This is a genomic window from Yersinia similis (assembly GCF_001053095.1).
In the GTDB taxonomy this organism is placed as follows: domain Bacteria; phylum Pseudomonadota; class Gammaproteobacteria; order Enterobacterales; family Enterobacteriaceae; genus Yersinia; species Yersinia similis.
In genome coordinates, this window is sequence record NZ_CGBP01000036.1 from 1 (window position 1) to 19,703 (window position 19,703).

The following is a 19,703-nucleotide window of genomic DNA, read 5'->3' on the forward strand; positions in this document are numbered from 1 at the left end:
TCGAGTCATCGGGGTTTGTCAGCAGTCTGAAACCCGCCATTTAGGCGGGTTTTTTTATCTGATTAGCTTTTTTAACTAGTCAATCGATTAGCATTCGAAGCCATCAAGCTATCTGCTTCACTTTTTTAATATCCAGGCTTTCCAGTTTGCCATCAATGGCCTTAACCAGTTGCTTAAAGTGCTCCGTTTTATTGTGTTTTTCCAATGCTTCATCGGAAGCCCAACGTTCGAAAAAGACAAAAGACCCTTTTTGCTCGTTTTCGGTATGGAGATCATATTGAAGATTCCCCTTTTCCTCACGGCTAGGCTCTATGATCTGATGAAGCGCGGCTTTAACCTCTTCAATAAATTCAGTTTTTGCCACTATACTGGCGATGACACGAACTTCCATCGTTATTCTCCCATGCTAAAAATTTAATCAGTGAACTATTGTTCCATCATTTATCCTAACAGACATCACTATCTCAAACTCCCTCAATGAGATGCTCTTTTTGTATTGTTTTCAACTTAACCCTAACAATCAGATGCATCCTAAGCACTTTCCGCATATCCTTAGACCCCGCCGGAAACATTCCTGTCACAACATAAAAAACCGATATCTCACCATGACTGCGGAGCCTGTAGAATGACTGCACAACCCCAAACCCTAAAAATTCGCCGCCCAGATGACTGGCACATTCATCTACGTGATGATGAAATGCTCAGTACCGTGTTGCCCTATACCTCCGAGGTATTCGCCCGCGCTATTGTTATGCCAAATCTGGCTCAGCCAATTACAACGGTTGCCAGTGCCATTGCTTATCGGGAGCGTATTTTAGCGGCGGTTCCTGCGGACCATAAATTCACCCCGTTGATGACGTGTTACCTGACCAATGGCCTTGATGCTAAAGAGTTGACCAAGGGTTTTGAGCAAGGCATTTTTACCGCGGCCAAACTGTATCCGGCCAATGCCACCACTAACTCCACTCACGGTGTATCTGACATCCCGGCAATTTACCCGTTGTTTGAGCAAATGCAGAAAATAGGCATGCCACTGCTTATTCACGGTGAGGTAACAGATGCGGCCGTTGATATCTTTGATCGTGAAGCCCGTTTTATTGACCAAATTTTAGAGCCCATTCGCCAAAAATTTCCCGAACTAAAAATTGTCTTTGAGCATATCACGACCAAAGATGCGGCAGATTATGTGCTGGCAGGCAATCGTTTCCTTGGGGCAACCATCACGCCACAACATTTGATGTTTAACCGCAATCACATGCTGGTAGGCGGTATTCGCCCCCACCTGTTCTGCTTGCCAATATTGAAGCGTGGTACCCATCAGCAAGCATTGCGCGCAGCCGTCGCCAGTGGTTCTGACCGCTTCTTCCTCGGGACCGATTCTGCTCCCCATGCCAAGCACCGTAAAGAGTCATCTTGCGGCTGTGCGGGTGTATTCAACGCCCCTGCGGCATTGCCTGCTTATGCTTCCGTGTTTGAGGAACTCAATGCATTACAACATCTGGAAGCGTTTTGCTCCTTAAATGGCCCACGTTTTTATGGCCTGCCCGTTAATGAGGGCGTTGTTGAATTGGTTCGTACCCCATTCCTGCAGCCAGAAGAGATCCCATTAGGCAATGAATCAGTTATTCCTTTCCTTGCGGGTCAAACAATTAATTGGTCAGTGAAAAGCTAGCTCATTAAAGTTGTAGCAAGCGTGTGCATCACTGGCTTTGTTCAGTGATGCACATAACTACAGATGCACATAACTACAGCCTGAAATCAAAAGGGCATTAAAATAAGGCGTGAGATTAGTGACAAGCCTGTTTTATAGCGAGATGACCGAAGGGATGGCCGCACTTGGTGCCGCTTTGGAGGCTATTTTAAATACTACGGCCCTAACGCCACACATCTCCTTCATCTGATATTGTCAGCCTCTTGGAATACCGCCTCTCCATCTCAATATTTTTTATATCAGTCCCTTGTCGGTCGAATAGTTATACTGTATAAATAAACAGTATAACTATTCGGAGGGCCAACTATGCGCGTTGAAGTCAGTATTAATAAAAAAAATCAGTTACCCGCAGGTGCTATCGAAGCACTCACCCATGAATTGACAAAACGACTCAATACAAAATTCCCGGACACGGCGACGGCAGTACAAGTGCGTTATGCTAGCGCCAATAATCTCACCGTATTGGGCGGAGCCAAAACAGACAAGGACGTGATCTCTGAGGTATTACAAGAAATCTGGGAAAGCGCTGACGACTGGTTCGATGCGGAGTAAGCCATTATCCTCGTCATACTGAACCTATAATTAATATTTGTGTCATTGCCTGAACGTTGGCAGCCTTTGCCCTGCCACCTTAACTAAGTTTAAGCTGTTATTGGGGATTAATGAGCCTCAAGAACTTAGATAACTAAGTAACTGAGCAAGCAAGGGCAGCTCCCCCCGCATCTTGAAGGACGACGGGTATATAATGCTATTTACTGCATTCTGATCACCACAATATCATTTTGCCGGGGAGTCGCTCCTCGGTTTTTTTTACTTAAAACATGCGAGTTTCCCTTTTCCATCAGACATATTGGTCCCCCCCCTAAATTGAACAATTAATAGCCATAAAATAAATAATTTGTAAATTTTTTTGTATAGTCTCCAAATTCATTGGCGGTTGAGTATACTAAAACAGCTCACTCGGTAATGAGCCGCATTGATCCTCGTTAGTCACTCAAGCCAGTAACTACTATATAAGGGGTCTTTATGGACAGAAATAATGAAGTTATTCAGACTCACCCTGTCGTAGGTTGGGATATCAGTACTGTAGATGTGTACGATGCTATGATGATACGTCTTCATTACCTGTCTTCTATGGATCAACCACAAGAGGATGCGTTGGTTGATAGAACGCTCTGGCTTACGACCGATGTTGCACGCCAATTAATTAATATATTAGAAGCCGGTATTGCTAAAATTGAGTCATCAGAATATCTGGATATGGACCACCGTAAACACTAATTTTTGTCCACCAAATCATTTTTTATTAACCATAAACAGGCACCGGTAAATATTATCTGGTGCCTTTTTATTAACCATTCCCTCCCTCATATCGCCAACATCTCTTTTTCTCCCTCCTATCCCGTGCTATTACTATCGTTTTAATTATTATCATCGCTGTTTCTATATATACCCAAAGCCACTGGTCCCCCAAAAATCATTGGCGTTGCAGGTAGACAGATAGCGATACTCCCTCAGGGTGCAAAAACATGGATTATGATTTGATTGTTATTGGCAGCGGTTCTGTTGGTTCAGCCGCGGGTTACTACGCTTCTCAGGCTGGTTTAAACGTGCTGATGATTGACAGCGCCATGCCGCCACATCAAGCAGGTAGCCACCATGGAGAGACACGGATCATGCGCCATGCATATGGTGAAGGAGAAAAGTACGTTCCTCTCGTATTACGGGCACAAGCCTTGTGGGACCAACTGGCAGCACAGACCGGCGAAAAATTATTCCAGGCCTGCGGGGTGATTAACTTAGGACCCGATAATTCAACTTTTCTGCAAAACGTACAGCGAAGTGCCCAACAGTATGATTTACCAGTAGAAACCTTAAACTCAACACAAATTCGTGAGAAATGGCCAGTATTTACTGTTCCGGATAACTATATTGGTGTGTTCGAACCACGATCTGGCTATTTGCATTCAGAGTTAGCGGTAAAAACCTTAATCAAAGCGGTCACTGAAGCGGGTTGCGGTATTTTGTTTAATTGTCCGGTAACGGCTATTGAGTCACATCATGCAGGCGTTGATGTCGTGACTATTGATGGCACGTACAGCGCCACGAAAGTAGTGGTGACAGCGGGAACATGGGTGAAAGAACTGCTACCGACATTACCGGTGACACCAGTACGCAAAGTGTTCTCCTGGCATCAGGCCGATGGTCGTTACAGTGAGGCCAACCACTTCCCTGCGTTTACTGTAGAAACACCAGACAATATCCTCTATTACGGTTTCCCCGCTCAGAATGACGCGCTAAAGCTCGGAAAACATCATAGTGGGCAGCCGATTGAATCGGCAGCACAGCGTAAACCTTTTGGCCGTTATGCTGAGGATGGCACCGAAGTCTTTAGCTTCTTACGTCACTTTCTGCCGGGGGTAGGTGTTTGTCTACGTGGTGAGGTGTGCAGTTACGATATGAGTCCAGACGAAGATTTTATCATCGATACATTGCCAAAAGATGAAAGGATCATGGTAGTTAGTGGCTTGAGCGGCCATGGTTTTAAATTCGCCACAGCACTGGGTGAAGTGGCGGCTCTCTTTGCACAAGACAAGCCATCGCCTATTGATATATCAGCTTTTTCTTTAGCTCGCTTCCGCTAATCAGGGCGTTAAACCGCAATATATTGTGCCTCTCAAATATGGGTCGATGACGATGAATATTTTAAATCAGTTATCGGCTTTTTATGCATAATTTCGCCATTATTTCAGTACAAAACATCACCTAGATCACCACTGGCAGCATCTTGCACTCGGAAAATCCGCAAAAACCATTCGTGATTCCCGAATTGACGTTAAAGCCATTAGGGGATTACCTTATCCTTGTTTGCGACTAAATATAGTTGCTGTCAGACAAGGATGTAAATCATATGAAAATATTAATCATCGACGAATGTTTTTATACTCGTTCTGGAGTAAATACCTATTTGAATAGTGTCTCATCTATAAAATTAATGGATGTACCTACCGTTGAAGAGGCGACTTTAGCTATTCAAGAGTTTGGGCCGGATATAATTATTGTTAATTTAACTCAATATTGTCGCTATGGTGGTCATTGTCCATTGTTAGCGCAATTTATTCATTACTGTACCCGAGCTAAAGTTTATATCTATTTAGATGCCTCTTACCCCTTTAGCGAAACACCTATTCCTCTGACAGAATCCGTATCAATACTGGCTAAGAAACATCTACCTAATTTACTCCGCAGGTTACCTGGTTTCTCTCTTGAGAGGCTAGGCATTCAGCCAGACCAACAGGCCTCCCTGTTCAGCCCACAAGAGCACAAAGTGATGTGTTACTGGATGACAGAGATGCCTAACTATCGAATTGCCAGAAAGCTAAATATCAGCGGCAGTACGGTTTACTCACATAAACGTCATATCACCGAGAAAATAAAAGTCAGAAATAGATTGGAATTATGTTTCATTTATAATGTGTTTAAGTATTTGTACTAGCTATTACTGACAAATCATAAAATATCGTCATAATACATTCGATTTTAATCATTAAGTTATTAATCAATTAGTAAATAATATATCATCACTTATATCAATTACACTAAACAAACATAACTTGTTGAATCTTTTAGTTACACAATGAATTGTGTTGTTAAATAAGAATTGTATTTTCTGGTTGAGCGCGACAATAAATCGAATTTTTTATTTCTTGCCTGCTTTCTTGCCTGAATAGTGACGTAAACATGTGTTCTTAAGCGTATGAATTTAACCGCTTTAGCTCATTGTTTATAAAACATAAAGTCCCTATACTGAGCGCTGATTCTAGCCACAGGCAGTAAGCATGTTAGATAAATTGCTCTCAATGGTTATCAATAATGTAAGAGAGCATCTGCTGCTCTACTTCTGCTTATCGCTTGTTTTGCTAGGGCTGGATATCTATTTCTTTTTTTATTAGCGTGCTGCCGAATCATCACTCTTCTTAATCACTGCCCCATTATTCGGTTCCTCAGGGCCGTAGGCCAATTAACGGCCCTGAGGGTTATCTAACCACCGTGATATCAGAGCGCTTGCTCTTCTTCAACCTTAGCGGGTTTACCATCACTCAATAAAACTGCAAATTTATAACCCGCAGGGGTTAGCTCAAGGACAATTTTAGCAATAATAGTTAAAGGCACCGAGAGCAACATACCAATTGGACCCAATAACCAGCCCCAGAAAATTAATGATAAGAAGACGACCAACGTCGATAAACCCAGTCCACGGCCCATCATACGCGGGTCGATAATATTGCCCCCTATCAGGTTAATCAAAATGTAACCGCCCGTTACCGCAAAAGCATCAGCAAAACCGTTAAATAACAGTGCCTGAATGATGGGTGGGATAGCAGCCAGAACCGACCCGATGTTAGGAATATAATTCAGTACAAACGCCAATAACCCCCAGAGGAAGGCGAATCTAACGCCCATAGCCGCCAAGAACAGCCAAATGACGATCCCTGTAGCGATGCTAATAATCGTTTTGATCACCAGATAATGGGTTACACCATTCAGTGCTCGTTTGAGGATAGCATTCCCTTTTTCGGGATTATCAAACATCAATTGCACTTTATAAGGCATCCGTTCTACTTCAAACAACATGAAGACCACGGTCATCAGCAATAAAAACGTGCTGGTCATGGCACCAGAAAGGTGGCTGAGTAGACGGGTGATAAAGTTCATCGCCATGCTGGGATCGACATACTTCATGATGTCATCTACTGAGAATTCAATATTGAAATGCAGGGCAAACTCTTGCAGATCGCGCATTTTTTCTAGCATCATGCCGCGATATTGCGGTAATGAGCGTGCGAACTCATTAAGTGAAGAGCCTAAGCGACCAAATAGCAACGCCATCAGTAAGATAATAATGGTCACCAGTAAAACAACCGCCAGTGTCCGTGGGATCTTTATCCTCTCAAGCAATTTGACTAAGGGGTTCAGTACGATCGCGAGAAAAATAGCCAGCAGGAACGGGACGACAATTGGTGATGCCGATTTGATACCGGCCATGATGACCACCAGCATTGCCAGCATCGCCACTAATCGTAGCCCTTGGTTACTCACCACAGGTGTTGTCATTATCAATCCTTGTATTCGAACCGCCACTGCTCAAGGCGGAAAAAAGAGACGCCAGCGGATAAAGTAACCGACAACGTCAACTAAAGCCTAATTTTAAGTCAACTAACGTCTAATTTTAATAGTATAACCAGCGGGTTAAGTGAGGTGGCTACTTTTTATCCGCATTTTTTTCTGGCGCGGGAATGTGCATGGTGGCTTGCAACAACCCTTTAGACTTATTAAAAATCTTAATGCCATTTTCACGCCCTACCCGGCGGGAGCGTTGCTCTTCCTGTGGCAGTCTCAACTCTTCCTGGCAAATCTGGCTACAGCACCCTTCAAACTTCGCCGCGCACACTGGACACTGGATAAACAGTAAGTGGCACCCATCGTTTTTACAGTTGGTATGCGCGTCACAAGGTGTTCCACATTGATGGCAGTGCGCTATTACATCGTCAGAAATCCGCTCCCCCATCCGTTCATCGAACACAAAATTTTTGCCGATGAATTTCAGTGGTAGCCCCTGCTCTTTCGCTTTGCGTGCATATTCAATAATGCCGCCTTCAACGTGATAAACATTTTTGAAGCCATTGTGCAGCATGTAAGCACTGGCTTTCTCGCAACGGATCCCCCCGGTGCAATACATGACAATATTCTTCTCTTTGTCATGTTGCAGCATATCAACCGCCATCGGCAGTTGCTCGCGGAACGTATCCGAAGGGACTTCTATTGCGTTTTCAAAATGGCCCACTTCGTATTCATAGTGGTTACGCATATCAACAAACAACGTATCTGGGTCATCAATCATCTGATTGACCTGATCGGCTTTCAGATAGTGCCCGATATTGGCAGGGTCAAAGCTGTCATCATCAATGCCATCAGCCACAATGCGCTCGCGGACTTTCATGCGCAGAACCCAAAATGATTTACCGTCATCTTCGTGCGCAACATTCAAACGCACTTGATCCAGCGCAGGATGTGAGGCAAACAGTGCAATTTTAAATTCATCATATCGATTCGCGGGGACGCTGACCTGCGCATTAATCCCCTCTTTTGCCACATACACACGGCCAAAAACACCGAGTTTAACAAATTGGCTGTAGAGGCTATCACGGAAGGTTTTAGCATCTTCCAGAGTGAAGTATTTATAAAAAGAAACTGTGGTGCGCGGCTCGGTTTCAGCCAACATACGCGCTTTGAGTTCCTCATTAGAAATTCGGTTATGTAACACTGGCATGGTGTACGTCCTGTCTTTCGAAGAGGTTACTGATAAAAATTATTTATTGTTCAATAGGTAACATCAAAGATACAGCCAGTATCCCCGATAAATGATCGCCCAAGAGAACGGGTGTTTTGACAGGCATGACCCCGTGCGGGCCATATAATACCCGAAACACTGCCATGACACATCCTAAGCCCCCCTTTTCAGTCGGATAAGGTGATACCCCGATGTCGCTGTTTTACGCCATTGTTGGCACTAATGCGTGAGGAGGATGTTTGGTTATTGTAAATGTGATTACTTACCTTGTGGTCCCATTTATGGGCAACGACATGATACGTAAATCATAATCGGCCAGTTACTTGCAACGATAATCGTGATCAGTAAAACCAGAAGCAATGAGGCCGGCCAACAAAACGATCCCAGCAACTATCAACAAAGACGCCATCTGCCAATAGGCTCCCCCGTAACCCAAAATACCGCCAGTTGCCAATAAACTTGCACTGAGTTTTGCTGTCTGCATTATCCAACCTTCGATAAATATTAATGATGATAATGTATACATCGGAAAGCGCCGATACCCAAACAATAAATCCCTTGTAGTAAGCAAGGTATTTAAGCTACTAACAAACCTCGATGACGCGATCTGAAACCGTAAGGCAACGTAAACAGGATGATCATCCGCTGCTACCAATCCTTGGGCAAATCAGCCAGCAGGCACTGCATGAGGCCGATACTATTGCCAACCTGCATCTTTAGGTAGAGAAATATCCGATGGGAAATAACCCGCAAGCGTCTCAGTCACTGCCCGCAATTATTGCGCACGTCTGGCAATTGCTGGGGACGCCACAATATAAACCGCCCTGCGTACTACACACGGATATCAATACCTAGCTCAATCTATCCCTGCCGCCCACCTTGTTAGATCAGGTATTGTGCAACCTCTTTGCCAACAGTTTACAAGCGGACGTCCTATTGCTGGATATTCGCATGCCGCTAATGGATGGCACGCAGGTCTATATGTAGATGCGTGAACGGTACCGCACGCTGTGCCGTGATTTTTCTCACTGGCCACGGTGATGTGACACAGGCAGTTGAACAGATGAAGCTAGCCGCGGTAGACTTCTTACAAAAATCGCTGGCTACCGCACCACTGACGGCGGCTTTGCAACACGGGGGAGCAAGGGCTAATTAACCGTAATATTGCTGCTAACGCCGGTGTTTCCGTGAGAACCGTAAAGGTCCATCGGGCCAAATTTATGGAGAAAATGGCGGTCAGCAGCCTGGCAGAATTGGCCTGTTTACTTAACCCACTGAAACAACAGGCGTGAATATGTTTATTGCACGAACAAAGCTATGATTAATGTACCGTTGCTATTGTTTAAGAAAAAATGGGGGGTCACTCATGAGCCATAGACTTTCTATCAAAAAATATTTTCATCAATAAACCTCCTCATCAATACGGAAACGATTAACAGTATTAATTAATCACAATGACGCTGAGAACTGATAATGCAAGCTCCTCCTTTTGATCGTTCACTGCTGCACCCACGTTATTGGCTGACCTGGATCGGCCTCGGTATTCTTTACCTGCTGGTGCTACTCCCCTACCCGGTTATCTATACGATGGGAACATCACTGGGCCGTTTTTCTATGCGCTTTCTCAAACGACGTAAGTGGATCACACGGCGTAATTTGGAGCTGTGTTTTCCCCATATGTCGCCAGCAGAACGTGAGGCGCTGCTGGTGAAGAACTTTGAATCCGTGGGGATGGGGCTATTCGAAACCGGTATGGCGTGGTTTTGGCCAAATTGGCGTATTGAGCGTTGGAGCCGTGTCAGTGGTCTGGAACATATCCAACAGGCCCGCGATGAAGGCAAAGGTGTTTTGCTGATCGGGTTACATTTTCTCACGCTAGAACTGGGTGCACGTATCTTTGGTATCTACAATCCAGGCATCGGCGTCTATCGTCCCCATGATAATAAAGCGATGAATTGGATGCAGACATGGGGACGGATGCGTTCGAATAAGGCCATGTTGGACCGCAAAGATCTGAAAGGGATGATCCGTAGCCTGAAACAAGGTGACATTATCTGGTACGCGCCAGATCATGATTACGGCCCGCGTAGCAGTGTCTTTGTCCCTCTGTTTGCCGTTGATCAAGCCGCAACCACCACTGGCACTTATTTGCTGGTCCGGATGGGTAAACCCGCAGTTATTCCCTTTACCCCGCGCCGTTTACCTGATGCCAAGGGATATCAACTGATTTTACAACCCGCAGTCGAAAACTTCCCGTTAGATAATGAGGTCGAAGCTGCGGCCTTTATGAACAAAATTATAGAGAAAGAGATTGCCCTTGCGACTGACCAATATATGTGGCTACACCGTCGCTTTAAGACCCGGCCAGAAGGGGAGCCTTCCTTATATGAGTAAAGATCGTTAATGCTTTAATAGTTAGATATTATGCTTGTTTATGTCCCATTCTGACGGGGCATGTGTGTAAGTGATATGTGCGTAAGTGGTATATGAGTAAGTGGCAGCTACCTAAGCTGGCGGATCAATATTGACAGTGTTAATAGGGTGATCAGAATACTTTCGTGCCGATTCTGTCACCCAGCGTGCCTAAACATGACACATCATTAAAACGTGACAGATCATTCGCGTGGCAACACCGGGGATTAAGAAAATCATGTAATCATACTTGGCACGATTATGGCTATCATCCCACGGTGTTTGTTAAGACTCCGCTGCAACTGGGTGTTCTGTGTTCTGAGTATTTACTCGTTTTTTATTGCGTAAAATTCCGAGTTATTACCTTATATAATCCCCCTTGGTCCAAAATCTAGAGTGATTAATTTATCGGCAAAAGGCGATTTCTCTACGCTTCCCAGCAGAAAGTTTCTTGCAGCAATGAAACCAGTACTCATAAGAGTATCGCTTAATATGCTAATTCATTGAGAAACAATAAAAAAAATAAATTAGCAGGAAAATAATTCTGATGCGTTTTTTGTATCAAGAAGCGCGCCAACACTAAGATATAAAGCTAAAAAATGCGATGAATATCGACTTTTCATCTCAAAATAAGATATAACCCGGTTGGGAATCAAAAATAGCGTTAATATTTGCGCCGAACTCTATAGCATCGAGTGTTAAATCAACTATACCTAAAGTTGTTGGTATTAACATAATGCCGGAACCAATAAATAGTAAACAATAAACACTCAGTGGTGGTTTATTCGCCTAATATTACGGTGATTCTATGGGAAGACTTTATGCAAACCTCTGTTAATACTCAAGGCGGCCGTACATTTTTTGGCCACCCTTACCCGCTAAGCGGCCTATTTCTTTCCGAAATGTGGGAGCGTTTCTCATTCTACGGTATCCGTCCGTTATTAATTCTATTTATGGCAGCCACGGTACTTGATGGTGGCATGGGCCTCCCCCGTGAGCAAGCCTCGGCGATTGTCGGGATCTTCGCCGGTAGTTTATATTTAGCCGCATTACCCGGTGGCTGGTTGGCCGATAACTGGCTAGGGCAGCAACGTGCTGTCTGGTATGGTTCTATTCTGGTTGCACTGGGCCACCTATCGATTGCGTTATCTGCCTGGTTTGGTAATGACCTGTTCTTTATTGGCCTGGCGTTTATCGTCCTCGGTACTGGGCTATTTAAGACCTGTATCTCCGTCATGGTTGGGACCTTATATAAGCCGGACGATACACGCCGCGACGGTGGTTTTTCACTGTTCTACATGGGCATCAATATGGGGTCGTTTATCGCACCGCTGCTTTCTGGCTGGTTGCTACAGACCCATGGCTGGCACTGGGGTTTTGGTATCGGCGGAATTGGTATGCTCGTGGCATTGGTGATCTTCCGTTATTTCGCCGTCCCGGCCATGAAACGCTATGATGCCGAAGTGGGTTTAGATTCAAGCTGGAATAGACCTACCGTGCAACGTCAGGGCGTTGGCAAGTGGGTAAGTGCCATTATGCTGTTGCTCGTGGTCATAACAGCGCTAATTTCACAAGGGATCATCCCGATTAACCCTGTGCTAATTGCCAGCGTGTTGGCCTATATTATTGCGGCCTCTGTAACCCTGTATTTTGTCTATCTATTTGCCTTTGCCAACATGAACCGCAAAGACCGCGCTCGCTTGCTAGTTTGCTTTATTCTGTTGGCATCAGCCGCCTTCTTCTGGTCTGCTTTTGAGCAAAAACCCACCTCTTTTAACCTGTTTGCCAATGACTATACTGATCGTGTGGTAATGGGTTTTGAGATCCCGACCGTCTGGTTCCAGTCAATTAACGCCCTGTTTATTATCTTGTTGGCACCAGTCTTTAGCTGGGCCTGGCCTGCATTGGCGAAAAAGAAAATTCAGCCAAGCAGTATCACCAAATTTGTTATTGGTATCTTATGCGCGGCAGCCGGTTTTGGTGTGATGATGCTGGCAGCACAGCATGTACTGAGCAGTGGTGGTGGCATTGGTGTTTCGCCACTGTGGTTGGTAATGAGTATCCTGCTGCTGACATTAGGGGAGCTGTGCCTTAGCCCTATCGGGCTGGCAACCATAACATTATTGGCACCGGATAGAATGCGTGGTCAAGTGATGGGGCTTTGGTTCTGCGCCAGTTCGCTTGGCAACCTCGCGGCCGGTTTGATCGGTGGCCACGTTAAGGCTGACCAGCTTGATATGCTGCCAACCCTGTTTGCCCGTTGCTCAATTGCGTTGGTCATTTGTGCTGCGATCCTGATATTACTCATCGTGCCAATTCGCCGCATGATGAATAACACGCAGGGTAAGCAAGCAGCCTGATCAGTTATTAATATTGACCAGCTATTAGCTCTAATAGCGTATTGTAATAGCACAAATACCTGCGTTATCTGTAAAAACCAGCCCTTGTGGCTGGTTCAGACTGCTGACAAACCCTGATGACTCGATCTTAAACAGCAAAAGCTGAGACTATTCATAAGGCCCATGCTGGGCATCGATTGGCAGCATAAATGTATCAACAATCATCGACAGAGGAACATCAATCACAATGATGTATTTCCATGCCCCTTCACGCATATCCCACTGTACACCAGGATAATATTGGTGGCCGTGCCCCTGACCGGGCACAGTGCGACTAATAATACTGCCGCAGCCGGATAACAGCATGAGAGCACTCCCCACCAAGACGAGCCGGGCGATCATCCACAGACGGCTTATCAAACTCAGGATTAGATTCACAGCATTAACCCCTTCAGAATCGGACAATTTCATTATAAACGGGCAATACTTCACGCGTTTACCCGTTTTTATAACCTGTTCTTATGGCCTGTCGCTACGGATTTTGATGCTCAACTGAGGGAAATGCCTCTACGTTATGTGTCCGCTGACGGTAATAACCATTCCATCTCTGATACGGCTCCGGCTGCTGCCAAATCTGCTGATGCAAACGGGAAATCAGTACCGGATCGCTGAGCAATATCAGCCGCTGTTCTTTCTCCAGATTATCCAGCCCCGCGGCTAATGCCGCTGTCACTCGCTGGGCACGAACCTGTTCGATAATCGCCTTGGAATGATGGCGAGCCGTTGCCATCGCACTGACTAACGCGTTATACGATGGATTCATCACCGCATGTATAAAACCATGGCTCAACGCGCGTTGATGATTCAGCTTCAGATACTCCTCTGTGGCGAGCAGCACCCGTGGCGGATCATACTCCTCCGGTATCAGGAACAATTTTTCCTGCTTACTGGCCAGCCCTAATGTCCGTCGGCTGGACAACACAGACACCACCGGTGACAAGATCAGCGAAAAGACAATTGGCGATAACCACCACAAAAAACGCAGATCCAACCAAGCGACACCCCCCGCCCAGACGATCCCCAGCAATAATTGCGAACCATGGCGAACCAGCGCTTCACTCCAGGGGGTCGCATCGTCATCACGCTGTGGCGAATTCCACTGTACCGACCATCCCAAAAAAGCACTGACTACGAATACCGTATGGAACAACATACGTACCGGAGCTAGTAGTACCGAGAACAGCATTTCCAGCAGCATAGAAAGTAGCAGATGCAACGCACCACCATAAGCTTTCGCACTTTTCGCCCAGATCAAAACGATACTGAGCAACTTCGGCAAAAACAGCAATACCAAGGTGGTAGAGAACAAGCCAATCGCCAATTCTGGCCGCCACTGGGGCCACACAGGGAATAACTGGCGCGGTTGCAGGAAGTATTGCGGCTCCATCAGCGTATGCACGGCCTGCAAAGCGGTACACAGCACTAAAAACATAAACCATAGCGGTGCCGATAGGTATGACATCACACCAGTAAGGAACACGGCACGGTGCACCGGGTGCATTCCTTTTACCAGAAACAGCCTGAAATTCATCAAATTACCGTGACACCAGCGGCGATCACGCTTTAACTCGTCCAACAAGTTAGGTGGCAATTCTTCATAACTGCCGGGCAAGTCATAGGCAATCCACACCCCCCACCCTGCACGGCGCATCAGTGCCGCTTCCACAAAGTCATGTGACAAAATAGCTCCGGCAAAAGACCCTTCGCCCGGCAACGGTGCTAGCGCACAATGCTCGATAAAAGGTTTCACCCGAATGATGGCGTTATGGCCCCAGTAATGTGATTCACCTAACTGCCAATAATGCAAACCGGCAGTAAACAAAGGCCCATAAACTCTGGTCGCAAACTGCTGGATACGAGCATATAGCGTATCCATCCCTGAGGCTTTAGGCGCTGATTGAATAATCCCGGCGTTAGGATTAGCTTCCATCAACCGCACTAACCCTGTCAGACATTCACCGCTCATAACACTATCGGCATCCAGAATCACCATATAGCTGTATTGGCTGCCCCAACGACGGCAGAAATCATCAATATTGCCACTTTTACGCTTAACCCGACGCCGACGACGCCGATAAAAAATACGTCCATGACCCTCGACATCGCGGCATAGCTCCAGCCAAGCCTTCTGCTCTGCCACACAGATATCGGGATCATAGCTGTCACTCAGCACATAAATATCAAAATGATCAAGCTGGCCGGTTGCCACCACCGACTCATAAGTGGCCCGCAGACCTGCGAATACCCGCTCCACGTCCTCATTACAAATCGGCATAATCAACGCTGTCCGGTGGGCGGGATTCAGCGCTTCATCACCTTTAATGCTGGCCGAGATACTGTATTTATCTTTGCCCGTCAGTAATTGCAGGAACCCCATCAGCGCGGTCCAAAAACCGGCAGAAACCCAGCAAAATAAGACTGCAAACAGGATCAAGATCCCGGTTTGCAACAAATAAGGCAATAATTGCATCACTGAAATCTGCCAGCTTTGTTGCCAGATATCGAAGGGATCAATCAATGCCCAGCCCTGATAAGGCAAAATCGTCTTCATATAGCGGGTCGCAACCGTGGTTTGCAGCACGATCAATATCAGCAAGATGTAGCGGCGCAAGGAGCCGACGCTGCGCCATTTCTTCTCGGCGACGGCCTGTTCATGGTTTTCTGTCGGTAAAACCGGGGACTGACCGCGTAACCTATCCCAAAAACGCCCGACCGGATTCGTACGCCAAGCCTGCGGTGCCATGCTGGTGCGTTTGATTGGCGGCACGGCATGGATCACTGTACGCCCTTCACTGTCCTGCCCCAGCACGTTGTCACCCCTCAGTGCTTCCGGCCATGCCGCCTGTAAACGGGCATTGACCGATACCAACGCACTGTCTTCTTCAGCGGGGTCGTCTGCCACACCGCTGTGTGCTTGGTGTCCTGTGCATACGGTGTATCCTAGGCATGCTAATCGTTGATGCAAACGACACATGGCATCCGGTGAACTATCGAGTAACATATCGTCAGGAAAAGCAACGCGTAACGCCTCTTGTTGCTGCGCAGTCAGAGGCAAGTCCGCAATGTAATCCTGAATAGGCGTTTGAGTTAGCTTATTCATTAGCAGGTAACTGGTAGCTCCAGGTTTCAGTCAGGGGTTTATCACCGTTAGCCAGCGCCGCGCGCATCTCTATCGGTTTCTTCGCATCCTTAACTTTCAGCCGCAGTGTCAAACGCCACCCCTTGGTCACCGGGTTATAACGCACCGTATTTTCGAGCAGCTCACCATTGTCATCAACGCTAACCTGAGAAGCCAACGGCGTGTTTTCATCCAATGATGTCAGTGCTGGCCCAACAAAATCGACTAAGAAAGCGATACTGCCATCAGGCTCACGAACTAAATTCGACTGCTTCACATCCCCCGTTGAGCGCAATGTCTGTTTCACATAGGCCACTTCCTGGGAGTGTAACTTCTCTTCATCATGGGTAAAATGCAGGCGATAATTAAGATCGAGTGACTCTTTCGCATTTGGCAACACATCCGGTGTCCAGAAAGCCACGATATTATCGTTTGTCTCATCAGCAGTTGGGATCTCCACCAATTCCACTTTACCTTTCCCCCACTCGCCCCGAGGTTCAACCCACGCGCTTGGGCGCAGGTCATAGCGATCATCCAAATCCTCATATTGAGAGAATTCACGCCCACGTTGCAATAAACCAAAACCTTTTGGATTTTCAACGATATAGACACTAACAGAGAGATGTTTAGGGTTATTCAGTGGCCGCCAGACCCATTCGCCATTACCGGCATGAATAGAAAGGCCATTAGAATCATGTAATGCCGGACGGTAATTCAATACCGTAGACGGTTGATGGGGACCGAACAAAAACATACTGGTTAATGGCGCAATCCCCAGTTTATCCACTTTGTCACGCAGGAAGACTTTAGCCTGAACATCAACGGTCGTATCACGACCCGGATAGATGACAAAACGGTAAGCACCGGTGGCGCGGGGGGAGTCCAGCAATGCATAGATCACCAAATGCTTGTCATTCGGTTTGGGCTGCTCAATCCAAAACTCACGAAAGCGCGGGAATTCCTCACCAGAAGCCAATGCGGTATCAATAGCCAACCCGCGAGCAGAAAGACCATAAACCTGGCCTTTACCAATCACACGAAAATAGCTGGCACCGAGCATACTGACGATTTCGTCTTTTTTATCAGCCTTATTAATAGGGTAAAGCACTTTGAAACCCGCGAAGCCTAACTTCTTTGTGGATTCCGAATCATGTTTAACCGAGCCGAAATCGAAATAGTCCGGGCTATAACTGATGGGCTTGACCCGAGTCGCAGTCACTTCATTGATCTGTACTGGCGTATCGAAATACATGCCCTGATGATAAAACTCTAGCTTAAAGGGCGTATCCAGCTTGCCCCAATACGGCTTATCGTGATTAAACTGAATTTGTTGATAGTCAGCAAATTTCATATCGCGAAATTGCGATGGAAGGTTACTTTTCGGGGCTTCGAAGCTTTTGCCCGCTAGTGCCTGCGCCTGCTTGGCAACATCATCTAACGAAAAAGCCTGTGCCTGAGAGGTGAATAATAACAGCAATAGCGTAGCACCCAACCATCTGGCGCAGTTCACCGGTGGTTCTTTTGATATTCTATGAACGTTTGACAATATATTAACTCGCACATCTTCCCCCTATTCGGGTGCTTAAATCACAACAGCCACATTATTGATGACTTATTCAGCAGGCCAGCAACAGTTCATCGAGGTTTCAATTAAATCCAGATTGATGTCGCCAGTACTTTTCTTAAATTGATGGCTAAGCTATAAGCCTAGCAAGTCAGACTAAAATTCGCCATGGAAAATTATTAATCCTTAGAATAGTGCTGTTTCATTGAATGGCGTATAACGTTAATAATCACCAATAATTATAAAAGCAAGATAGCTAAAAATCAGACTCATAATTCTAATAACGATAACAAATAGTGAATAAATATGAATGAAAATACGACACCACGAGAGTATTTCCCAGATGCCATCCGTGCCTATTTGATGTTACTGGGTATCCCTTTTCATCTTTCTCTTATTTACTCCAGTTACCCTTGGGCGATAAATAGTCATCACCCATCGCTGGTATTTACATTACTAAATGATTTCACTCATGCTTTTCGCATGCAGGTATTCTTTGTTATTTCTGGTTATTTCTCATTTATGCTATATCAGCGCCCTGAACGTCTTTACTGGCTTCAGGTGCTTTTAGAGCGAGTAGTCATTCCCCTACTGAGCGCCATTCCACTCATTATCTTGCCCCAGTTATTTTTACTCAAAAATTACACCCCAAAATTACAAGATTGGCATTTACTTACAATTTATCAAAAGATAAATGTTGCTATTTGGGAAGTGATTTCTCATTTGTGGTTTCTGTTAACTCTCACGTTGTTTACTGGAATCTGTTTTTACTGGTTCAAAAAAATCAAGAATAACGCACCATTAGTACCTTTCTTTATAAATGAAATTAATAACATAGGAAAAGTCTCACTATTATTGTTGTTATATGCATTAGGCTACTCCATAATACGCAGAGCGTTATTTATTCTTAATCCAGAAATATTCTTCAGTAGCGTCTTTAATTTCTTTTTCATGGAAACATTGTTTTATCTTCCCTTCTTTCTTCTCGGTGCTTACAGCTTTGTTTATCCACAACTTAAACAGTTATTTATTGTATTTTCACCTGGCGCTTTGCTGGCATCACTATTTTTATTTCTCGCTTACTACACAAACCAACACCTTAATACTGCTGATTTTTTTCCTTTGAACTGGATATGATAATCAAAACCCTGACGGGGGTCACCATGACCAATGTAGTTTACTCTCTGGGGTATCGGCTATTGAATTTCCCCTCTGCCCGCATCACTTATCTGGTTAACGCCTCACTGTTCATTTATACCCAAGTGACTTCAAGAGGCAGGTAGGCAGCAACCGAGTAACAAATGGGTCGGGGATCCATTTGAACAGCATTTATGCTGCCCGCAGGGTGAGTCTCAGGGATGAGGCTCATTAATCCCCAGGAGCTTATTTATTTTAAGGTCAACAACAAGTCAGTGACTGGGGTGAGCAAGGGCAGCTAACACCCCTGCATCTTGAAGGGCGACGGGTATATCTGGTACATCATCCTCTAACCTTAATTTATGGCGCATTCATTACACCGCAGATTGACAATAATGGACGGGGTTTCCTGTTAGGAATGATGTTCATTTGCTTGATAGCGTTCTTGCTGTATGAAATCCATTGCCGGGTTCCTTGGCTGAGATTCTTGTTTTACGGAAAGCTACAGCGAAAGGTTTCCCGATAGAATTATTCTTTTGATTAATAATATTATCGCTAACGAATATAAATATCTGCATACCGTTTGTGTTGCGAAGCGGCTACACTGTTCAACCATCATGCTGATGGCTGAATGGCTAATACCTCACTGTGTGCCCTGTTTTCAGGACAACTATTCTGTTGAGTTTTATCAGAATTTGTTTCATTTTCAGTGACAACAAAGAGGAATTGTGATGAAAAAACAAGAAGATATCGAGAATGGCCTTGCGCCTGATTCTAACGTAAACACCGAGTTTCCTACGCTATTTGCCCTGGTAAGCCGCCTTAGCGGAGCACTAGACGGCGCGATCACCGGAAAAGATCGTAGCGTCTTGGTTAATGAGCTCTCACAGTTTTCCGTCGATAACCTTCCTGAACAGGAAAAAATGTTGACGGCAGAAATCTTGAGACGAACGCTGGCAACCCTCAAACGCGACTAGCGTTATCCCCCAACGCTCACCCTTGATTCCCCT

18 protein-coding genes and 2 pseudogenes are annotated in these 19,703 nt (G+C 45.5%); 13 read left to right on the top strand and 7 right to left on the bottom strand.

Translation table 11 applies throughout. From position 1 onward, the window contains the following. Positions 1–103: 103 nt before the first annotated feature. A complete protein-coding gene (locus tag AC971_RS18865) occupies positions 104–391 on the bottom strand; it encodes a putative quinol monooxygenase (RefSeq protein ID WP_025384217.1) in 288 nt (95 codons plus the stop codon). 234 nt (positions 392–625) lie between these two features. On the opposite strand from AC971_RS18865, the gene pyrC reads away from it, so the two are divergent. From pyrC to AC971_RS23500, 6 genes are all read left to right on the top strand, one after another. Then, positions 626–1,672, top strand: a complete 1,047-nt coding sequence (gene pyrC / locus AC971_RS18870; RefSeq protein ID WP_025384218.1) for a dihydroorotase — start codon at positions 626–628, stop codon at positions 1,670–1,672. Positions 1,673–2,017: 345 nt separating this feature from the next. After that, complete coding sequence (dinI, locus tag AC971_RS18875) at positions 2,018–2,263, top strand: DNA damage-inducible protein I (protein WP_025384219.1); 246 nt, start codon at positions 2,018–2,020, stop codon at positions 2,261–2,263. 474 nt (positions 2,264–2,737) lie between these two features. Continuing rightward, the gene (gene bssS / locus AC971_RS18880) at positions 2,738–2,992 is read left to right on the top strand and encodes a biofilm formation regulator BssS (RefSeq protein ID WP_011192611.1); all 255 of its coding nucleotides are present in this window, start codon (positions 2,738–2,740) and stop codon (positions 2,990–2,992) included. A 248-nt stretch (positions 2,993–3,240) separates the two neighbouring features. Next, positions 3,241–4,356, top strand: coding sequence for an N-methyl-L-tryptophan oxidase (solA, locus tag AC971_RS18885; RefSeq protein WP_025384220.1), 1,116 nt, complete (start codon positions 3,241–3,243; stop codon positions 4,354–4,356). Positions 4,357–4,622: 266 nt separating this feature from the next. Continuing rightward, the gene (locus tag AC971_RS18890) at positions 4,623–5,207 is read left to right on the top strand and encodes a response regulator transcription factor (RefSeq protein WP_025384221.1); all 585 of its coding nucleotides are present in this window, start codon (positions 4,623–4,625) and stop codon (positions 5,205–5,207) included. A 364-nt stretch (positions 5,208–5,571) separates the two neighbouring features. Further along, complete coding sequence (locus tag AC971_RS23500; protein ID WP_231573033.1) at positions 5,572–5,664, top strand: DUF2770 family protein; 93 nt, start codon at positions 5,572–5,574, stop codon at positions 5,662–5,664. 103 nt (positions 5,665–5,767) lie between these two features. Here the strand turns inward: AC971_RS23500 and AC971_RS18895 are convergent, their stop codons facing one another. The 3 genes from AC971_RS18895 to AC971_RS24820 form a co-directional block, all read right to left on the bottom strand. Beyond that, positions 5,768–6,826, bottom strand: a complete 1,059-nt coding sequence (locus AC971_RS18895; protein ID WP_025384222.1) for an AI-2E family transporter — start codon at positions 6,824–6,826, stop codon at positions 5,768–5,770. Between the two features lie 148 nt (positions 6,827–6,974). Then, positions 6,975–8,042, bottom strand: a complete 1,068-nt coding sequence (gene trhO / locus AC971_RS18900) for an oxygen-dependent tRNA uridine(34) hydroxylase TrhO (protein WP_025384223.1) — start codon at positions 8,040–8,042, stop codon at positions 6,975–6,977. Positions 8,043–8,382: 340 nt separating this feature from the next. Continuing rightward, positions 8,383–8,547 carry a hypothetical protein gene (locus AC971_RS24820; RefSeq protein WP_038402287.1) on the bottom strand — a complete coding sequence of 55 codons (165 nt, stop codon included), beginning with the start codon at positions 8,545–8,547 and terminating at the stop codon, positions 8,383–8,385. 137 nt (positions 8,548–8,684) lie between these two features. Between AC971_RS24820 and AC971_RS25820 the strand changes: the two are divergent. The 5 genes and pseudogenes from AC971_RS25820 to AC971_RS18920 all read left to right on the top strand — a co-directional run. After that, positions 8,685–8,990, top strand: a pseudogene (locus AC971_RS25820) (tetrathionate respiration histidine kinase TtrS); the annotation flags it as partial. 64 nt (positions 8,991–9,054) lie between these two features. After that, positions 9,055–9,219, top strand: coding sequence for a response regulator (locus AC971_RS25825; RefSeq protein WP_231573031.1), 165 nt, complete (start codon positions 9,055–9,057; stop codon positions 9,217–9,219). A 31-nt stretch (positions 9,220–9,250) separates the two neighbouring features. Continuing rightward, the gene (locus AC971_RS25830; RefSeq protein ID WP_231573032.1) at positions 9,251–9,355 is read left to right on the top strand and encodes a LuxR C-terminal-related transcriptional regulator; all 105 of its coding nucleotides are present in this window, start codon (positions 9,251–9,253) and stop codon (positions 9,353–9,355) included. A 181-nt stretch (positions 9,356–9,536) separates the two neighbouring features. Beyond that, on the top strand, positions 9,537–10,457 hold the full coding sequence (locus AC971_RS18915; RefSeq protein WP_025384225.1) for a Kdo(2)-lipid IV(A) acyltransferase: 921 nt from the start codon (positions 9,537–9,539) through the stop codon (positions 10,455–10,457). Positions 10,458–11,296: 839 nt separating this feature from the next. Next, entirely contained in the window at positions 11,297–12,835 is a 1,539-nt protein-coding gene (locus tag AC971_RS18920) for a peptide MFS transporter (RefSeq protein WP_025384226.1), read from the top strand. Positions 12,836–12,982: 147 nt separating this feature from the next. Here the strand turns inward: AC971_RS18920 and AC971_RS18925 are convergent, their stop codons facing one another. The 3 genes from AC971_RS18925 to AC971_RS18935 form a co-directional block, all read right to left on the bottom strand. Beyond that, a complete protein-coding gene (locus tag AC971_RS18925; protein ID WP_025384227.1) occupies positions 12,983–13,216 on the bottom strand; it encodes a YceK/YidQ family lipoprotein in 234 nt (77 codons plus the stop codon). Between the two features lie 130 nt (positions 13,217–13,346). Then, complete coding sequence (mdoH, locus tag AC971_RS18930; RefSeq protein WP_025384228.1) at positions 13,347–15,974, bottom strand: glucans biosynthesis glucosyltransferase MdoH; 2,628 nt, start codon at positions 15,972–15,974, stop codon at positions 13,347–13,349. Beyond that, positions 15,967–17,502, bottom strand: a complete 1,536-nt coding sequence (locus tag AC971_RS18935) for a glucan biosynthesis protein G (protein ID WP_038402291.1) — start codon at positions 17,500–17,502, stop codon at positions 15,967–15,969. Before AC971_RS18935 ends, mdoH begins: the two co-directional genes overlap by 8 nt. 360 nt (positions 17,503–17,862) lie before the next feature. On the opposite strand from AC971_RS18935, the pseudogene mdoC reads away from it, so the two are divergent. Both mdoC and AC971_RS18945 read left to right on the top strand, forming a co-directional pair. Continuing rightward, positions 17,863–18,812 (top strand): annotated as a pseudogene (gene mdoC / locus AC971_RS18940) (glucans biosynthesis protein MdoC); the annotation flags it as partial. Between the two features lie 612 nt (positions 18,813–19,424). Continuing rightward, positions 19,425–19,670, top strand: a complete 246-nt coding sequence (locus AC971_RS18945) for a hypothetical protein (protein ID WP_025384230.1) — start codon at positions 19,425–19,427, stop codon at positions 19,668–19,670. Positions 19,671–19,703: the final 33 nt, after the last annotated feature.